The sequence below is a fragment of the Aeromonas sp. 97A genome, assembly GCF_051919185.1.
Taxonomy (GTDB): Bacteria; Pseudomonadota; Gammaproteobacteria; order Enterobacterales; family Aeromonadaceae; genus Aeromonas; species Aeromonas veronii.
In genome coordinates this window covers 4,116,902-4,131,631 of the sequence record NZ_JBQBFF010000001.1, presented here as the reverse complement: position 1 = coordinate 4,131,631, position 14,730 = coordinate 4,116,902, and the positions used below count along the sequence as shown (strand labels likewise).

Genomic DNA, 14,730 nt, shown 5'->3' with positions numbered 1-14,730 from the left:
TTAGGCATGATTTACGATTTCCCCCTCAATGAAAAAAGCCGGACCTATCTTCGTCTGGAGTCCCTGTTTTCCCAGATCCGCGACAATCTGGAGAGTGAACAATCCTGGGCACATATCGCCTTCTTCAAAGGGCTGTTCGATCTGCAGGAGTTGCTGGAGCGTGGTGACCTGCGCGCCGACCTCATCAAGGATCTGGAGCGTCTCGGCCAGCGTCTGAGCCACTGGGCCAGCCTGCCCGATGTCGATCTGGAGCAGATCAAACTGATGCAGCAAGAGAGCAGCCAGCTCTCTCGCAACCTGCTCAACTCGCCACGCCCAGGTGCCCGCCTGAAAGAGGATCGTCTGCTCGGCTCCATCCGCCAGCGCTTCTCCATCCCGGGTGGCCTGTGTGCCTTCGATGTGCCGCAGCTGCACCACTGGCTCGGTACCCCGGCCATCACCCGTCACCAGCAGATGCAGGGCTGGCTGAGCGATATCAATCTGCTGATGAATGCCATCACTCTGCTGCTGCGCCTGTGGCGCGAATCAGGCAGCTTCAGTGAGCAGGTTGCCAGCAACGGTTTCTTCCAGGACACCGCCGAGAGCGCCGAGCTGATCCGCATCAAGCTGCCGGGCAATCTGTTCTGCTACCCAACCCTGAGCGGCCACAAGAACCGCTTCGCCCTGCGCTTTCTGCCCACCGCAGAACAGCCGATTGGCGATGTGCCGTTCCAGCTCGCCTGCTGCTAAGGAGGGCTTATGGTCACCAAGGTAAAGTGTCCGACCTGTCAGAGCGAAGTGGAATGGGGCCCGCAGAGTCCGTTCCGCCCCTTCTGCAGTAAGCGCTGCCAGCTGATCGATCTCGGCGAATGGGCCGATGAAGAGAAGCGGATCCCGGGGGAGATCAACCCGGATCTGCTGCAGGAACCGGAAGAGGGCGATCAGTGGCTATAAGCACCAGATCACCCACCTCTGCAATATGAAAAAAGGGCCGATTGGCCCTTTTTCATGCTTGTTGTTGCAACCGGTTCAAGCCAGCAGGCCTTGAAGCCGCGCGACAATCGGACCGTTGGCATCGGGGAAGTGGTAATTGTGCAGCTCGGCCACCGGCACCCACAGACACTCCTGCCCCTCTTTGCCGAACGGCTCACCGCTGAAACGGGTCACCTTCCAGATATCCAGCAATACCTGCTTCTCGGGGTAGTCGTGCTGCAGTTCCATAAAGGGGGCACAGTCCAAAACCCGAATACCGATCTCTTCCCACAGCTCCCGATCCAGTGCGGTGAGCAGATCCTCGCCCGACTCCACCTTGCCACCGGGAAACTCCCAGCGATCCCCCTGATGGCGATCGGAGGAGCGTCTGGCGATGAAGATATCGCCCCGTTCATTCTCGATGACGCCAACCGCCACCCAGATCCGTTTTTTCTGTTCCATCAATTACCTCTGTTCGCTTGTTGCCACCAATAACAAGGCGGGCACTTGGCCCGCCTGTTATGGCATAGCGTCGATCAGGTCAACTGACCGTGGCAGTGCTTGTACTTCTTGCCGGAACCGCACGGGCAGGGATCGTTGCGACCAACCTTCTGCTCGTCGCGCACGAAAGTGGTGTGACCCTCTTCGCCTGCGGCCTGTTCATCGGCCAGCTGGCTCTCGGCAGCGGCGTGGGTATAGGTGCGGGGAGCGGCTTCCGCCTGCTGGCGCTGCTGCTCTTCCATCGCTTCCACATCGCGCTCCTGCACCTGAACACGGCTCAGGATGCTGACCACGTCGCGCTTGAGGGTTTCCAGCATCTGGGTGAACAGATCGAAGGATTCGCGCTTGTACTCCTGCTTGGGGTTCTTCTGGGCATAACCGCGCAGATGGATGCCCTGACGCAGGTGATCCATGGCCGCCAGATGCTCTTTCCACAGACCATCCAGGGTTTGCAGCATCACCGCTTTCTCGAAGTTGCGCAGCACCTCTTTGCCGACCAGCTCCTCCTTGTGGGCATAGAGCTTGGTGGCTTCGTCCAGAATGCGCTCGCGCAGCTTCTCTTCGTACAGCTTGTCATCTTCCGCCAACCACTGTTGCAGCGGCAGATCCAGCGCGAAGTCCGCCTTCAGGCGCGCTTCCAGACCCGGCACATCCCACATCTCTTCCAGAGACTGGGGCGGGATGTACTCGTCGATCACCGCGCCGTAGACGTCGTCACGGATAACGTGAATAGTCTCGGAGATGTCGTTGGTATCCAGCAGCTCGTTGCGCTGCTCGTAGACCACCTTGCGCTGATCGTTGGCCACGTCATCAAACTCCAGCAAGCTCTTGCGGATGTCGAAGTTGCGACCTTCCACCTTGCGCTGGGCGTTTTCGATCGCCTTGGTGACCCACGGGTGCTCGATGGCTTCGCCCTCTTCCATGCCCAGCTTCTTCATCATGCCGGTCACGCGATCGGAGGCGAAGATCCGCATCAGGGTATCTTCCATGGAGAGGTAGAAACGGGAGGAACCCGGGTCACCCTGACGACCGGAACGGCCGCGCAGCTGGTTGTCGATACGACGGGATTCGTGACGCTCGGTGCCGATAATGTGCAGACCACCAGCGGCCAGCACCGCATCGTGACGCACCTGCCAGGCGGCTTTCAGCTCGGCAATCTGCTCGCTGGTCGGGTTCTCCAGCTTGGCAATCTCTGCTTGCCAGTTGCCGCCCAACACGATGTCGGTACCACGACCGGCCATGTTGGTGGCGATGGTGACAGCGCCAGTCTGACCGGCCTGGGCGACGATCTCCGCTTCCATGGCGTGGAACTTGGCGTTCAGCACCTTGTGCGGGATCTTCTCCTTGGTCAGGATGCCGGAGAGCAGCTCGGAGTTCTCGATAGAGACGGTACCAACCAGTACAGGCTGGCCCTTGGCCACGCACTGACGGATATCTTCGATGATGGCGGCATACTTCTCATTGGCGGTCAGGTAGACCAGATCGCCCATGTCCTTGCGCACCATCGGCTTGTTGGTCGGGATAACCACGGTATCCAGGCCATAAATCTGCTGGAATTCAAAGGCTTCAGTATCTGCAGTACCTGTCATCCCCGCCAGCTTGTTGTAGAGACGGAAGTAGTTCTGGAAGGTGATGGATGCCAGCGTCTGGTTCTCGTTCTGGATCTTCACCCCTTCCTTCGCTTCAACGGCCTGATGCAGACCATCGGACCAGCGACGACCCGGCATGGTACGACCGGTGTGCTCGTCAACGATGACGATTTCGTCTTTCTGGACGATGTAGTCCACGTTGCGCTCGAACAGGGTGTGAGCACGCAGACCTGCATTGACGTGGTGCAGCAGGCTGATGTTGGAGGCGGAGAACAGGGAATCGTTCTCGTCCAGCAGCCCCTCTTTCTTGAGCAGCTCTTCCACGAAGATCTGACCGTTTTCGGTCAGCAGCGCCTGACGGTTCTTCTCGTCTACTGTGTAGTGACCGTCGCCGGTGTACTCTTCGGTGTCTTCCTTGTCCTGCTTGACCAGCAGCGGGATCAGCTTGTTGACGCGGATATAGAGCTCGGAGCTGTCTTCGGCCGGGCCGGAGATGATGAGCGGAGTACGGGCTTCATCGATAAGCACCGAGTCCACCTCATCCACCAGCGCGTAGTTGAGCGGACGCTGTACGCGCTGCTCTGGCGAGAACGCCATGTTGTCGCGCAGGTAGTCGAAACCGAATTCGTTGTTGGTACCGTAGGTGATGTCGGCGGCATAGGCGTCACGCTTCTGGGACGCATCCATACCGGGCACATTGCAGTCGACGGTCATGCCGAGGAAGGCGAACAGCGGGCGGTTCGCCTCTGCATCACGCTTGGCCAAATAGTCGTTCACCGTTACCACGTGCACACCACGGCCACTCAGGGCATTCAGGTAAGCTGGCAGGGTTGCGGTCAGGGTTTTACCTTCACCGGTCTTCATTTCTGCGATGCGGTTGGAGTTCAGCACCATGCCGCCGATCAGCTGCACGTCGAAGTGACGCATGCCGAACACCCGCTTGGAGGCTTCACGCACGGTCGCGAACGCTTCCGGCAGCAACTGCTCCAGGGTCTCACCCTGCTCGATACGCTGACGATATTCAGCCGTTTTGGCCTGCAACTCGGCATCGGAGAGAGCTTCGAACTGCGGCTCCATGGCATTGATCTGTTTTACAATTTTGCGCAAAGCCTTGAGCGTTCTGTCGTTCCGGCTGCCGATAATCTTGGTAAGCAGTGTGCTAATCATGGGTACCAACTATTTCTGGTTATAAAAGCGTTCCGTCACTGGAACCTGAAGAAAAAAACCTAACCCCGTCTGGCACTGAGAAAGCGTGCGGGGTTGACCTGACGACCATCTTTCAACACTTCGTAATGCAGATGGACCCCGGTCGCGCGACCGGTGCGTCCCATCAAGGCAATCTTCTGACCCTGATCAACTAGGGTGCCCACCTCGACCAGCAACTTGGAGTTGTGGGCATAGCGGGTGACCAGGCCATTGCCGTGATTAATCTCCACCATATTGCCAAATTCCGGATGACGGCCCGCCCAGCTGACAATGCCGGGCCCGGTGGCCAGAATCGGGGTTCCGGGTTTGCCACGGAAATCGACCCCTTTGTGCATCTTGGCACGCCCATTGAACGGATCGACCCGTCCACCAAACCCGGACGAGACCCAAACTCGCTCCTGTTTGACTGGCGTGCCGGAAATAAAACCGGCATCGGTGATATGGTGATTCATGATGAAAGATTCAAGTACCGACAGCTGCTCTTCACGGCTGCTGAGCTGCTGGCTGAGGTGCTTCATCGAGGCTTGCAGCTCGTTGAGGCTCACTTCCAGCTCTTCATCATAAGAAGGGCCGCCCATGGGGGGCAGCTCTTTGAAATTGAACTCGTCGGGATCGAGATCGGCCTGCTCGGTCAATCGTTCGCCGAGGGCATTGAGACGGCCAAGCTGGCCCTGCATGGTGCCTACCTGAGCAGCCAGCATTGCCAACTGTTCACGGGCTTCGTCGCCACTCTGGTCGACGGACTGTTGCTCGGCAACGGCAAGCGCCACTTCCAGCGCCTCCATTTTCTGGTGCCAGCTCTGCCAGAGCCAACCACCACCAAGGGCCAACAGGGAGAAGAGAATACCGCCGACCCAGGCCAGACGTTGTTTGGGCAGGTGCAACTTGCGTCGCTGCTTGCCATGGAGGATCAGGGTAATGCTCATAGAAATCAGTCTGCTCGGTCAGGTGCGGCCAGGAGCCTGCACGGGAAATAAAACCGGGAGATAATCGGTATTAAAGGATGGAGTAAACAAATGACGGAACGTCGGTGCGGAGAGAGGACCGACGTTCCGTTGCACAGCTATCAGGCCAGAACCAGACCGTTATCGTAGTAAGCGATAGGCGCTTTGTCGCCCTCACCCTCGAAGGTCACCAGTTCCCACGCCTCCTGCTCGGCCAGCAAGGCACGCAGCAGCTTGTTGTTCAGGGCATGTCCGGTCTTGTAGGCACGGAACTCACCGATGATGCTGCGGTTACACATATAGAGGTCACCGATCGCGTCCAGCATCTTGTGCTTGACGAACTCGTCCTCATAACGCAAACCGTCTTCGTTCAGCACCCGATAGTCGTCCAGTACCACGGCGTTTTCCAGGCTTCCGCCCAGCGCCAGGTTCTGGGAACGCAGGTACTCGATATCGCGCATGAACCCGAAGGTACGGGCACGGCTGATCTCTTTCACGAAGGAGGCACCGGAGAAGTCCAGTACGCAACGCTGATTGCGCCCTTCAAAGACCGGATGCTGGAAATCGATCTCGAGATCCATCTTGAAGCCGTTGCGGTAGGGGTGGAATTCCGCCCACTTGTCGCCGTCTTCAACCCGGATGCTCTTTTTGATCCGCACAAACTGCTTGGCAGCATTCTGCTCACGGATCCCGACTTCCTGCAGCAGGTAGATAAAGGGATGCGCACTGCCGTCCATCACCGGGATCTCGGGCGCGTCAACCTCGACATAGAGGTTGTCGATCCCCATTCCGGCCAGCGCGGCAGAGAGGTGCTCAATGGTAGAGACACGGACACCGGCTTCGTTGACCAGAGCGGTACAGAGCACGGTATCGCGCACCTGATCGGCATTGGCTGGCAGCTCCACCACAGGATTCAGGTCGGTACGCAAGTAAACGATCCCTGTGTTCACAGGCGCCGGACGGAACGTCATGGTGACTTTCCGGCCCGAATGCAGGCCGACACCAGTCGCCTGTACACTCGTTTTCAAGGTTCTTTGTCTAATCATGGGTGTACCCTAAACAGCTTAAAATCCGGACCAGATGGTCGTTGGCAGGCCATCTTAGCACATTCCTTGAACAACAAACAAACGAGAGCCATATAAGGCTTAATCAGCTTGCTTGCGCAGGAACGCCGGAATATCCAGGTAATCCGGTTCACGACGAGCTTGCGGCTCGGCGTTGACCACCTTGGCTGGGGCTTCGTCCATCACGCGGCCTTGCATCATGTCGCTAACCAGCGGCTGACGCACCGGGCGCTCTTGCACCTGGCTGCTCTTGACCAAAGTGATGTCCGGCTTGCGCTCGGCACCGATACCGGTAGCAACCACGGTCACACGCAGCTCGTCGTGCATTTCCGGATCGATTACGGTACCCACAACTACAGTGGCGTTCTCGGAAGCGAAGGCCTTGACCGCGTTACCCACGGTTTCGAACTCTTCGATGGTCATGTCCATACCGGCGGTGATGTTGACCAAGATGCCACGGGCACCAGCCAGATCCACATCTTCCAGCAGCGGGCTGGAGATGGCTTTCTCGGCCGCTTCTTCGGCACGGTCATCACCAGAGGCGGAACCGGTACCCATCATGGCAGTACCCATTTCACGCATTACGGTACGTACGTCCGCGAAGTCGACGTTGATCAAGCCCGGGCGGGTGATCAGCTCGGCAATGCCCTGTACCGCGCCAAGCAGTACATCGTTGGCCGCCTTGAAGGCATCCAGCAGGGAGATACCGCGACCCAGCACCTTCAGCAACTTGTCGTTGGGGATGGTGATCAGGGAGTCGACGTTCTTGGAGAGCTCTTCGATACCGTGCGCGGCGAAGCCCATCCGCTTCTTCCCTTCGAAGGAGAACGGCTTGGTCACCACAGCAACGGTCAGGATGCCCATCTCGCGCGCCACTTCGGCCACGATCGGCGCAGCACCGGTACCGGTACCACCACCCATACCGGCGGCGATGAACACCATGTCGGAACCGGTCAGCAGCTCACGCAGTGCTTCACGATCTTCCATGGCCGCATCACGACCCACTTCCGGATTGGCGCCGGCACCCAGACCCTTGGTGATACCACCGCCGATCTGCAGGGTAGTGTTGGCGCTGGAGTTACGCAGTGCCTGGGCGTCGGTGTTGACGGTAATGAACTCAACACCCTCAATATTTTGACGAACCATGTGCTCGACAGCGTTACCGCCGCCGCCACCTACACCGATCACTTTAATGACGGCTTCGTCAGTGTGGCTATCCATAAATTCAAACATGTTGTCTCTCCGCTTTATTTGCCTGACTCAGCAAAATTCTTAGAACTCGCCACGCAGCCAGTTGCTAACCCGTTTGACCAGGCCACCGACGCTTGCCTTGGCGGCATATTCTTTGTTGCTACCTGTGGCTTGATGGGTGCGGCCATATTGCAGCAACCCGACCGCAGTCGAGTACACCGGTGCCTGCACGTAATCACTCAAACCACGTATGTTCATGGGCTCTCCCACCCGGACCTGGCTCTGGAAGATCTGCTCTGCACACTCCACAATGCCTTCAATCTGGGCAGCGCCGCCGGTCAAGACCACACCGGCTGCCAGCTGATGCTTGACCCCCTGCGCTTTCAACTCGCTTTGTACCCGCACCAGCTCATCATTCACCATGGAGAGCAACTCGGTGTAACGGGGCTCAATCACTTCAGCCAGTGTCTGCCGTTGCAGGCTGCGCGCCGGGCGACCGCCGACACTGGGTACTTCAATATTGTCTTCCTTGCTGACCAGACGGCCGAGGGCGCAACCGTAGCGGACCTTGATCGCTTCCGCGTCGAGCGGCGGCGTGCCAAAGGCGTAGGCGATGTCGCTGGTCACAGTGCTGCCAGCGTACGGGATCACCTTGGTGTGGCGCAGGGCACCGCCGGTAAACAGCGACATATCCATGGTGCCGCCACCGATGTCCACCACGCAGACACCCAGCTCTTTCTCGTCTTCGGTCAACACGGCATAGCTGGAGGCCAGCGCGGAGAAGATCAGTTGATCCACACGCAAGCCGACCTTCTCCACGCATTTCTCAATGTTGCGGGCCATGTCGTTGTGGCAGGTGATCAAGTGAACCTTGGCTGCCATCCGCACACCGGAGAGGCCAACCGGATTCTTGATCCCTTCCTGATAATCGATGGCAAACTCCTGAGGCAGCACATGCAGCACACGCAGCTCATCGGAGAGGCGAACCGACTTGGCGGTGTGGATCACGTTATCCACATCCTCCTGGGTCACCTCTTCATCGGAGATGGGCACCATGCCGGTCTCGTTACGGCAGTCGATATGCTTGCCGGACAACCCCAGATAGACCGAGCTGATCTGGCAATCTGCCATCATCTCGGCCTCTTCCACCGCGCGGCGCAGTGACTTGACCACGGAGTCGAGGTCATTGACCCCGCCCTTCTCCATTCCGCGAGAAGCGTGACTGCCCATACCGATGACGTTCAGTTCACCGTCCGGCAATACTTCCCCGACCAGAACCGCCACCTTGGTTGTGCCGATATCCAGTCCGACAATCAAATTCCTATCTGCGGTGTTGGTCATGCACTTTCTCTTCGCTCTTCTTCCAGCCAACTGCCATTCCGGTGTCATATCGAAGATCCACGTAGGCGACTTGCGCACGGGGTTCGATAACCGGGAAGGCATCGATAAACCGCTGCAACCGGAGCGCAATGTCATTGCGTCCCAGGAACAGCTTGATATTGCCATCCAGGGTCAGTTCCCAGGCATGGCGGGGGGTCAGATTCACCCCCAGCAACTTGTATCCCTTGGCAGCCAGTTGCGACTCGTACTGCCGACTCTCTTTCAACACCCGGGCGGCCTGGTCATCCGGCCCTGACAGCTGCAACAGCGGCGTCTTGACCCGATCCGGGGCACTGAATACCTTGCCCTTGGTGTTGACGAAGCGGTTGCCATTCCAGCGCGCCGCCACATCTTGTTCCGTGAGGTAGATCTTGATCTTGTTCGGCCACTTCTTTCGTACCGAGACCGAGGCCACCCATGGCAGGGCATTGAGCCTTGCCTGCAATTCGTTGACGTCCAATTCGAAGAAGTTGCGCAGCTCGGCGCCATCCAGCACGGCCATCCGCAGCTCTTCGGTTTGCAAATACTGGTGTTGCCCCTGCAGCAACAGCTCGCTCATGGGCAACCGGTTGGCATCTGTCAGCCAACCTTTAACATCCAGCGCCGTCCGGTAGCAGCCCCATATCACCAGCAGGAAAAACGCTACCCCTGCGATGAAGCCACCCTTGGTGCGCCCCTGTGCCCTTGCCTCCACCCGATCGATCCCCGTGTAACGCGCTAAACCGGCCTTTGACAGACCGGTTCGCCATTATATAGGCCCCGGCTTGGCGGTCAAAATACTCATTGGGCCCTCAGGCGCCAGATTTCATGCTATCTATGCTCAATTTCATCTCTCCGAGACGACGGGCCAGTGCCCCGACGTTCCCGGCGCCTTGAGTCAACACCAAATCCCCCTCGCCGATCAGGTCGGCCAGCACGGCTGGCACGTCATCCGGTGTAGCGACGAAGATGGGTTCCAGGTTGCCGCGCGAGCGAATGGAGCGGCACAGTGCCCGTCCATCAGCGCCCGGGATCGGCTCCTCACCGGCAGCATAAACCTCCAGCATCACCAGCACGTCTACCTTGGAGAGCACATCGGCGAAGTCCTCGTAGAGGTCGCGGGTGCGGGTATAACGGTGCGGCTGGAACACCATCACCAGACGCTTCTCGGGCCAACCGGCACGGGCGGCGTTGATGGTGACCTTCACTTCGCTCGGGTGGTGACCGTAATCGTCCACCAGCATCGCCTTGCCGCGACCGGTTTCAAACTCGCCATACTGCTGGAAGCGACGACCGACCCCTTCAAATTTGGCCAGAGCAGAGATGATGGCCTCATCGCTAACACCGTCCTCTGTCGCGACAGCTATCGCCGCTGCAGCGTTCAATGCGTTGTGAATACCCGGCAAATTGAGGGTCACCTGCAGCTCGCCCGCTTCTTTGCGGCGAACACGGAAGCAGCTGTGGTTGGTGGTCTGGACAAAATCCAGCACCTGCACATCCGCATCGTCAGAGAGACCGTAGGTCAGGGTCGGACGGGCAATCTCGGGCAACATGCCACGGATCACCGGATCATCGATGCAGACCACCGCCAGTCCGTAGAAGGGCAGGTTGTGCAGAAACTCGATGAAGGTGGCCTTCAGCTTGGAGAAATCACCGCCGTAGGTATCCATGTGATCAGCTTCGATGTTGGTCACGATAGAGACCATCGGCTGCAGATGCAGGAAAGAGGCGTCGCTCTCGTCCGCTTCGGCAATCAGGTAGCGGCTGCTACCCAGACGGGCATTGGTACCGGCACTGTTGAGCAGGCCACCGATGACGAAGGTCGGGTCGCGGTCGGCTTCGGCATAGATGCTCGCCACCAGACTGGTGGTGGTGGTTTTGCCGTGGGTACCGGCGATGGCGATACCGTGACGGAAACGCATCAGCTCGGCCAGCATCTCAGCGCGGCGCACCACCGGGATCCGCAGTTCGCGGGCAGCCAGCAGCTCCGGGTTGTCCTGCTTGATGGCGGTAGATACCACTACCACGCTGGCACCCTCAACGTGTTCGGCACTGTGGCCGACGAAGATGTGCGCGCCCAGTCCGGCCAAGCGCTCGGTCACGGCGTTGCGAGCCAGATCAGAACCCGTTACCTGATACCCTTCGTTGGCAAGCACTTCGGCGATCCCGCCCATACCGGCACCACCGATGCCGATAAAGTGGATGCGACGCACGCGACGCATTTCGGGGATCACAGTACGCAGTTTTGCCAGTTCAACCTTGGTCATAATCGTCTCTTTAGTCTGCCGCAGGCCATGTGCCGTCAAAGCGCGGCTGCACGGCGGCATCAATACATACAGGTACAAGGCTGCACGGTGTCACCGCTGCAACCTTGCTCATCAATCTTTACCACGCTGCCCGGTTGCGAGCTGTTTGCACTCATCTGCAACCCGCTCGGCCGCATCGATGATGGCGACGCGGCGAGCCGCTTTCGCCATGTTAAACAGGGTCTCCCTGCGACCAGCCAACCAGGTCAGGCGCGCCGCCAGCGACGCGGTATTCAGCTCGGACTGGGGCAGAAACTCGGCCGCTCCGCCGTCGACCAGGGTCAGGGCGTTACGGGTCTGGTGATCATCCACCGCATGGGGCAGCGGCACGAAAATGGCGGCCACACCGGCGGCAGCCACTTCGGAAACAGTCAGGGCACCGGCACGGCAAACCACCAGATCGGCCCAGGCGTAGGCGCTGGCCATATCCTTGATAAATTCACTCACCTCGGCATTGATGCCGTGCTGGGCATAGGCAGCAGAGACAGTCTCGGCATTGCCCTTGCCACACTGGTGACGCACTTCAATGGGCACGCCAGATGCCGCCACCGCAGCAGGTACCTGCTCGTTGAGCACCCGCGCCCCCAGACTGCCACCCACGATCAGCAGATGCAGTGGCTCGTCCCCGCTGCGCAGTTGCGGATCCGGCAGGGCGACCACTTCGGGACGCACTGGATTACCGACCACGGCGGTGCGACGGCTCGGCGCGAAGGCGCCCGGAAATGCCATCAAAACCCGCCTGGCGATACGGGCCAGCAACTTGTTGGTCATGCCAGCAGCAGCATTCTGCTCATGGAGCAACAGCGGAATGCCGGAGAACCAGGCCGCCACGCCACCCGGGCCGGAAGCAAAACCGCCCATGCCGAGCACCACATCAGGGCGAACGGTCTTGAGTACCTGACGCGCCTGCAAGATCGATTTGACGATGCGATAGGGCGCCACCAGCAGTCGCTTGATGCCGTTGCCACGCACCCCCTGAATATCGATGAAGGAGATGGGATAACCGTGGGCTGGCACCAGTTCCGCCTCCATCCGGTCGGCAGTGCCTAGCCAGTGGACAGTCCAGCCCTGGGCCTTAAGGCGATCGGCCACGGCCAGACCGGGGAACACATGCCCACCGGTACCACCTGCCATCACCAACAGAGTCTTGCTCACTAAACCTCCCGCACGCGCGCCTGGGCTGTCGCCTGACGCAACTCAAAATCGATTCGAATCAACATGCTCACCGCCACCGACATGATGATGAGACTGGAACCACCGTAACTGACCAGCGGCAGGGTCAAGCCCTTGGTTGGCATCATGCCACTAGCCGCGCCGACGTTAACGAAGGTCTGGAAGCTGAACCAGATGCCAATGCCGATCGCCAGATAACCGTCATAGAGCCGCTCGGCCACCAGCGCGCGATGCCCCAGCTTGAGCGCCTTGACCGCCAGCGCAAAAATCAGGAACAGGGCGCCCAGCACCCCGACGTAACCCAGCTCTTCACCGAGGATCGCAAACACGAAGTCGGTGTGCGCTTCCGGCAGGTACTCCATCTTCTGGATGGAGTTGCCAAGCCCTTCGCCAAACCAGCTGCCACGGCCAAACGCCATCAGCGACTGGGTCAACTGGTAGCCGCTGCCGAACGGATCGGCCCAGGGATCCATAAAAGAGGTCACCCGCCGCATCCGGTAGGGCTCGACGATGATCAGCATCACCACCGAGCCGAGACCCGCGCCGATCAGAGTCAAAAACTGTCCCAGTCGGGCACCGGCCAGAAACAGCATGCCGAACGAGGTGACGAACATCACTACGGTGGAACCCAAGTCCGGCTGCAACAGCAGCAAGACCGCCAGCACCCCGAACACCGCCAGCGGTTTCAGGAAGCCGATCCAGGCTTCACGCACTTCACTCTGGCGCCGCACCAGATAGCCGGCCAGATAGACAAACAGCGCCAGCTTGCCAAACTCGGCAGGCTGCAGGTTGAAGGGGCCAAGCGGCAACCAGCGCACCGCACCGTTGACGTTGCGGCCCACCAGCAGCACCAGCACCAGCATCAAGAGCGCCAGCAGCAGCATGGGGCCGTTGTGCTGTTGCCAGCGCGCCATCGGCACCTGCAACACAAACCAGGAGATACCGAGCGCCATCACCAGAAACAGGGCGTGACGCTTCACAAACATGAAGGGGTCATCCCCCAGCGCAATCCCTTCGGGGATCGACGCCGAGGCCACGATGACCACCCCGACCGCCATCAGGGAGAGCGCAAGCAGTACCAGCTGCCGATCGTAGAGACCGGCAGGACGCGCCGGTAACAACCAGCGCTGGAACAGACCTGCGGCTGCGCGAAGGGCGTTCATAGCGCCAGCACCATTTCGGTGAAGCGATCGCCGCGCACCTCGAACGACTTGAACTGATCGAGGCTGGCACAGGCTGGCGCCAGCAGCACCCAGTCACCGGGCTTGGCATCTGCCGCCGCTTTGGCAACCGCAGCGGCCAGGTCGGCCACCCGTTCGGTCTGCTCGCCCAGTGCCAGCAGCACCTCGGCATCCTGACCGAAGCAGTACATGTGATCGATCTGGTTGCCCAGCAGCGCCTGGATAGGGCCAAAATCCTGCCCCTTGCCCTGACCACCGGCCAGCAGCAGCAGGCGCCCCTTGACCGACTCGCGCACACCGGCAACGGCAGCCAGCGTGGCTCCCACATTGGTGGCCTTGGAGTCGTTGATCCAGCGCACTCCGTTCACCTCGCGCACGAAGCGGGCACGATGGGGCAAGCCCTCGAAACGACGCAGCACGGTAAGCTGAGCCGCACGAGGAATACCGACCGCATCGCACAGCGCCATGGCCGCAAGGGCGTTGGCCTGATTGTGGGCACCGACGATCTTCATCTCGTCCACCGCCAGCAGCGGTTCGCCGTGCAGGGTCAACCAGTAGCGACCATCCAGCAGGCAACGGCCATAGCCATTGCAGTCGAGACCAAAGCTCTGCCACACCTGACCCACATCGGGCAAAGTCTGGGGATCGTCGCGATTGACCAGAATGTGTTTGGAGTGCTGATGGATCTCCATCTTGGCGGCACGGTAGTCAGCCATACCCTGATAGCGATCCATGTGATCTTCGGAGAGGTTCAGCACCACGGAAGCGGCAGCACGCAAACTGTGAGTAGTTTCCAACTGGAAGCTGGAGAGCTCCAGCACGCAGAGATCCATCGGCTGCTTGAGCAGCTCCAGCGCAGGCGTGCCGATATTGCCGCCCACACCGACATTGAGACCGGCTTCGGCAATCATCTCGCCCACCAGGGTAGTGACGGTGCTCTTGCCGTTCGAGCCGGTGATGGCGATGACCGGGGTCTGGGTCTCGCGCACAAACAGCTCGATGTCACCGACGATCTGCACGCCACACTCGGCAGCTGCTTTCAGTTCGGGGGTCGCCAGCGCGATACCCGGGCTCGCGACAATCATGTGCGCCTGCTTGAGCAGCGCCTCGTCGAGACCGTGAATGAGCTCTACCTCAGGCGGCAGTTGATCCTTGCCAGGCGGGTTGGCACGGGTATCCATCACCAATGGCGTCACGCCACGGCCGAGGAAGTAGTCGACACAGGAGAGTCCGGTTTTGCCCAATCCGATGATGATGACCATGGC

At 59.7% G+C, this 14,730-nt stretch carries 13 protein-coding genes; 2 read left to right on the top strand and 11 right to left on the bottom strand.

All coding sequences use genetic code 11. From position 1 onward, the window contains the following. Positions 1–6: 6 nt before the first annotated feature. Together zapD and yacG are read left to right on the top strand one after the other, a co-directional pair. On the top strand, positions 7–729 hold the full coding sequence (zapD, locus tag ACTG27_RS18950) for a cell division protein ZapD (protein ID WP_005336141.1): 723 nt from the start codon (positions 7–9) through the stop codon (positions 727–729). 9 nt (positions 730–738) lie between these two features. Continuing rightward, positions 739–933: a DNA gyrase inhibitor YacG gene (gene yacG / locus ACTG27_RS18945; protein WP_439980178.1), complete on the top strand. Its 195-nt coding sequence runs from the start codon at positions 739–741 to the stop codon at positions 931–933. A 75-nt stretch (positions 934–1,008) separates the two neighbouring features. Here yacG and mutT read toward each other — a convergent pair whose 3' ends face one another. The 11 genes from mutT to murD form a co-directional block, all read right to left on the bottom strand. Beyond that, positions 1,009–1,413: an 8-oxo-dGTP diphosphatase MutT gene (gene mutT / locus ACTG27_RS18940; RefSeq protein WP_019444787.1), complete on the bottom strand. Its 405-nt coding sequence runs from the start codon at positions 1,411–1,413 to the stop codon at positions 1,009–1,011. A gap of 74 nt (positions 1,414–1,487) precedes the next feature. Then, positions 1,488–4,208 (bottom strand): preprotein translocase subunit SecA, encoded by a 2,721-nt coding sequence (gene secA, locus ACTG27_RS18935; RefSeq protein ID WP_005336144.1) that lies wholly within the window; start codon positions 4,206–4,208, stop codon positions 1,488–1,490. A gap of 59 nt (positions 4,209–4,267) precedes the next feature. Then, the gene (locus tag ACTG27_RS18930; RefSeq protein WP_005355107.1) at positions 4,268–5,173 is read right to left on the bottom strand and encodes a M23 family metallopeptidase; all 906 of its coding nucleotides are present in this window, start codon (positions 5,171–5,173) and stop codon (positions 4,268–4,270) included. Positions 5,174–5,313: 140 nt separating this feature from the next. Beyond that, positions 5,314–6,237 (bottom strand): UDP-3-O-acyl-N-acetylglucosamine deacetylase, encoded by a 924-nt coding sequence (lpxC, locus tag ACTG27_RS18925; RefSeq protein WP_005336146.1) that lies wholly within the window; start codon positions 6,235–6,237, stop codon positions 5,314–5,316. Positions 6,238–6,336: 99 nt separating this feature from the next. Further along, positions 6,337–7,488: a cell division protein FtsZ gene (ftsZ, locus tag ACTG27_RS18920; protein ID WP_005336147.1), complete on the bottom strand. Its 1,152-nt coding sequence runs from the start codon at positions 7,486–7,488 to the stop codon at positions 6,337–6,339. A 39-nt stretch (positions 7,489–7,527) separates the two neighbouring features. Then, positions 7,528–8,787: a cell division protein FtsA gene (gene ftsA / locus ACTG27_RS18915; RefSeq protein WP_005336148.1), complete on the bottom strand. Its 1,260-nt coding sequence runs from the start codon at positions 8,785–8,787 to the stop codon at positions 7,528–7,530. Next, on the bottom strand, positions 8,768–9,520 hold the full coding sequence (locus ACTG27_RS18910) for a cell division protein FtsQ/DivIB (RefSeq protein WP_005336149.1): 753 nt from the start codon (positions 9,518–9,520) through the stop codon (positions 8,768–8,770). Before ACTG27_RS18910 ends, ftsA begins: the two co-directional genes overlap by 20 nt. A gap of 97 nt (positions 9,521–9,617) precedes the next feature. Next, positions 9,618–11,072 (bottom strand): UDP-N-acetylmuramate--L-alanine ligase, encoded by a 1,455-nt coding sequence (gene murC, locus ACTG27_RS18905; protein WP_005336150.1) that lies wholly within the window; start codon positions 11,070–11,072, stop codon positions 9,618–9,620. Between the two features lie 111 nt (positions 11,073–11,183). After that, positions 11,184–12,266 carry an undecaprenyldiphospho-muramoylpentapeptide beta-N-acetylglucosaminyltransferase gene (gene murG / locus ACTG27_RS18900; protein WP_107684325.1) on the bottom strand — a complete coding sequence of 361 codons (1,083 nt, stop codon included), beginning with the start codon at positions 12,264–12,266 and terminating at the stop codon, positions 11,184–11,186. Continuing rightward, positions 12,266–13,447 carry a cell division protein FtsW gene (gene ftsW / locus ACTG27_RS18895; RefSeq protein WP_439980177.1) on the bottom strand — a complete coding sequence of 394 codons (1,182 nt, stop codon included), beginning with the start codon at positions 13,445–13,447 and terminating at the stop codon, positions 12,266–12,268. The genes murG and ftsW overlap by 1 nt, the downstream gene beginning before the upstream one ends. Then, positions 13,444–14,727 (bottom strand): UDP-N-acetylmuramoyl-L-alanine--D-glutamate ligase, encoded by a 1,284-nt coding sequence (gene murD, locus ACTG27_RS18890; protein ID WP_439980176.1) that lies wholly within the window; start codon positions 14,725–14,727, stop codon positions 13,444–13,446. The genes ftsW and murD overlap by 4 nt, the downstream gene beginning before the upstream one ends. Between the last annotated feature and the right edge of the window lie 3 nt (positions 14,728–14,730).

Excerpts from the sequence above, each read along its gene's own strand:
- ftsZ (WP_005336147.1), bottom strand. The coding sequence starts at position 7,488 with ATGTTTGAATTTATGGATAGCCACACTGACGAAGCCGTCATTAAAGTG.
- murC (WP_005336150.1), bottom strand. The coding sequence starts at position 11,072 with ATGACCAAGGTTGAACTGGCAAAACTGCGTACTGTGATCCCCGAAATG.
- yacG (WP_439980178.1), top strand. The coding sequence starts at position 739 with ATGGTCACCAAGGTAAAGTGTCCGACCTGTCAGAGCGAAGTGGAATGG.
- secA (WP_005336144.1), bottom strand. The coding sequence starts at position 4,208 with ATGATTAGCACACTGCTTACCAAGATTATCGGCAGCCGGAACGACAGA.
- ftsA (WP_005336148.1), bottom strand. The coding sequence starts at position 8,787 with ATGACCAACACCGCAGATAGGAATTTGATTGTCGGACTGGATATCGGC.
- lpxC (WP_005336146.1), bottom strand. The coding sequence starts at position 6,237 with ATGATTAGACAAAGAACCTTGAAAACGAGTGTACAGGCGACTGGTGTC.
- mutT (WP_019444787.1), bottom strand. The coding sequence starts at position 1,413 with ATGGAACAGAAAAAACGGATCTGGGTGGCGGTTGGCGTCATCGAGAAT.
- zapD (WP_005336141.1), top strand. The coding sequence starts at position 7 with ATGATTTACGATTTCCCCCTCAATGAAAAAAGCCGGACCTATCTTCGT.
- murD (WP_439980176.1), bottom strand. The coding sequence starts at position 14,727 with ATGGTCATCATCATCGGATTGGGCAAAACCGGACTCTCCTGTGTCGAC.
- ACTG27_RS18930 (WP_005355107.1), bottom strand. The coding sequence starts at position 5,173 with ATGAGCATTACCCTGATCCTCCATGGCAAGCAGCGACGCAAGTTGCAC.
- ftsW (WP_439980177.1), bottom strand. The coding sequence starts at position 13,447 with ATGAACGCCCTTCGCGCAGCCGCAGGTCTGTTCCAGCGCTGGTTGTTA.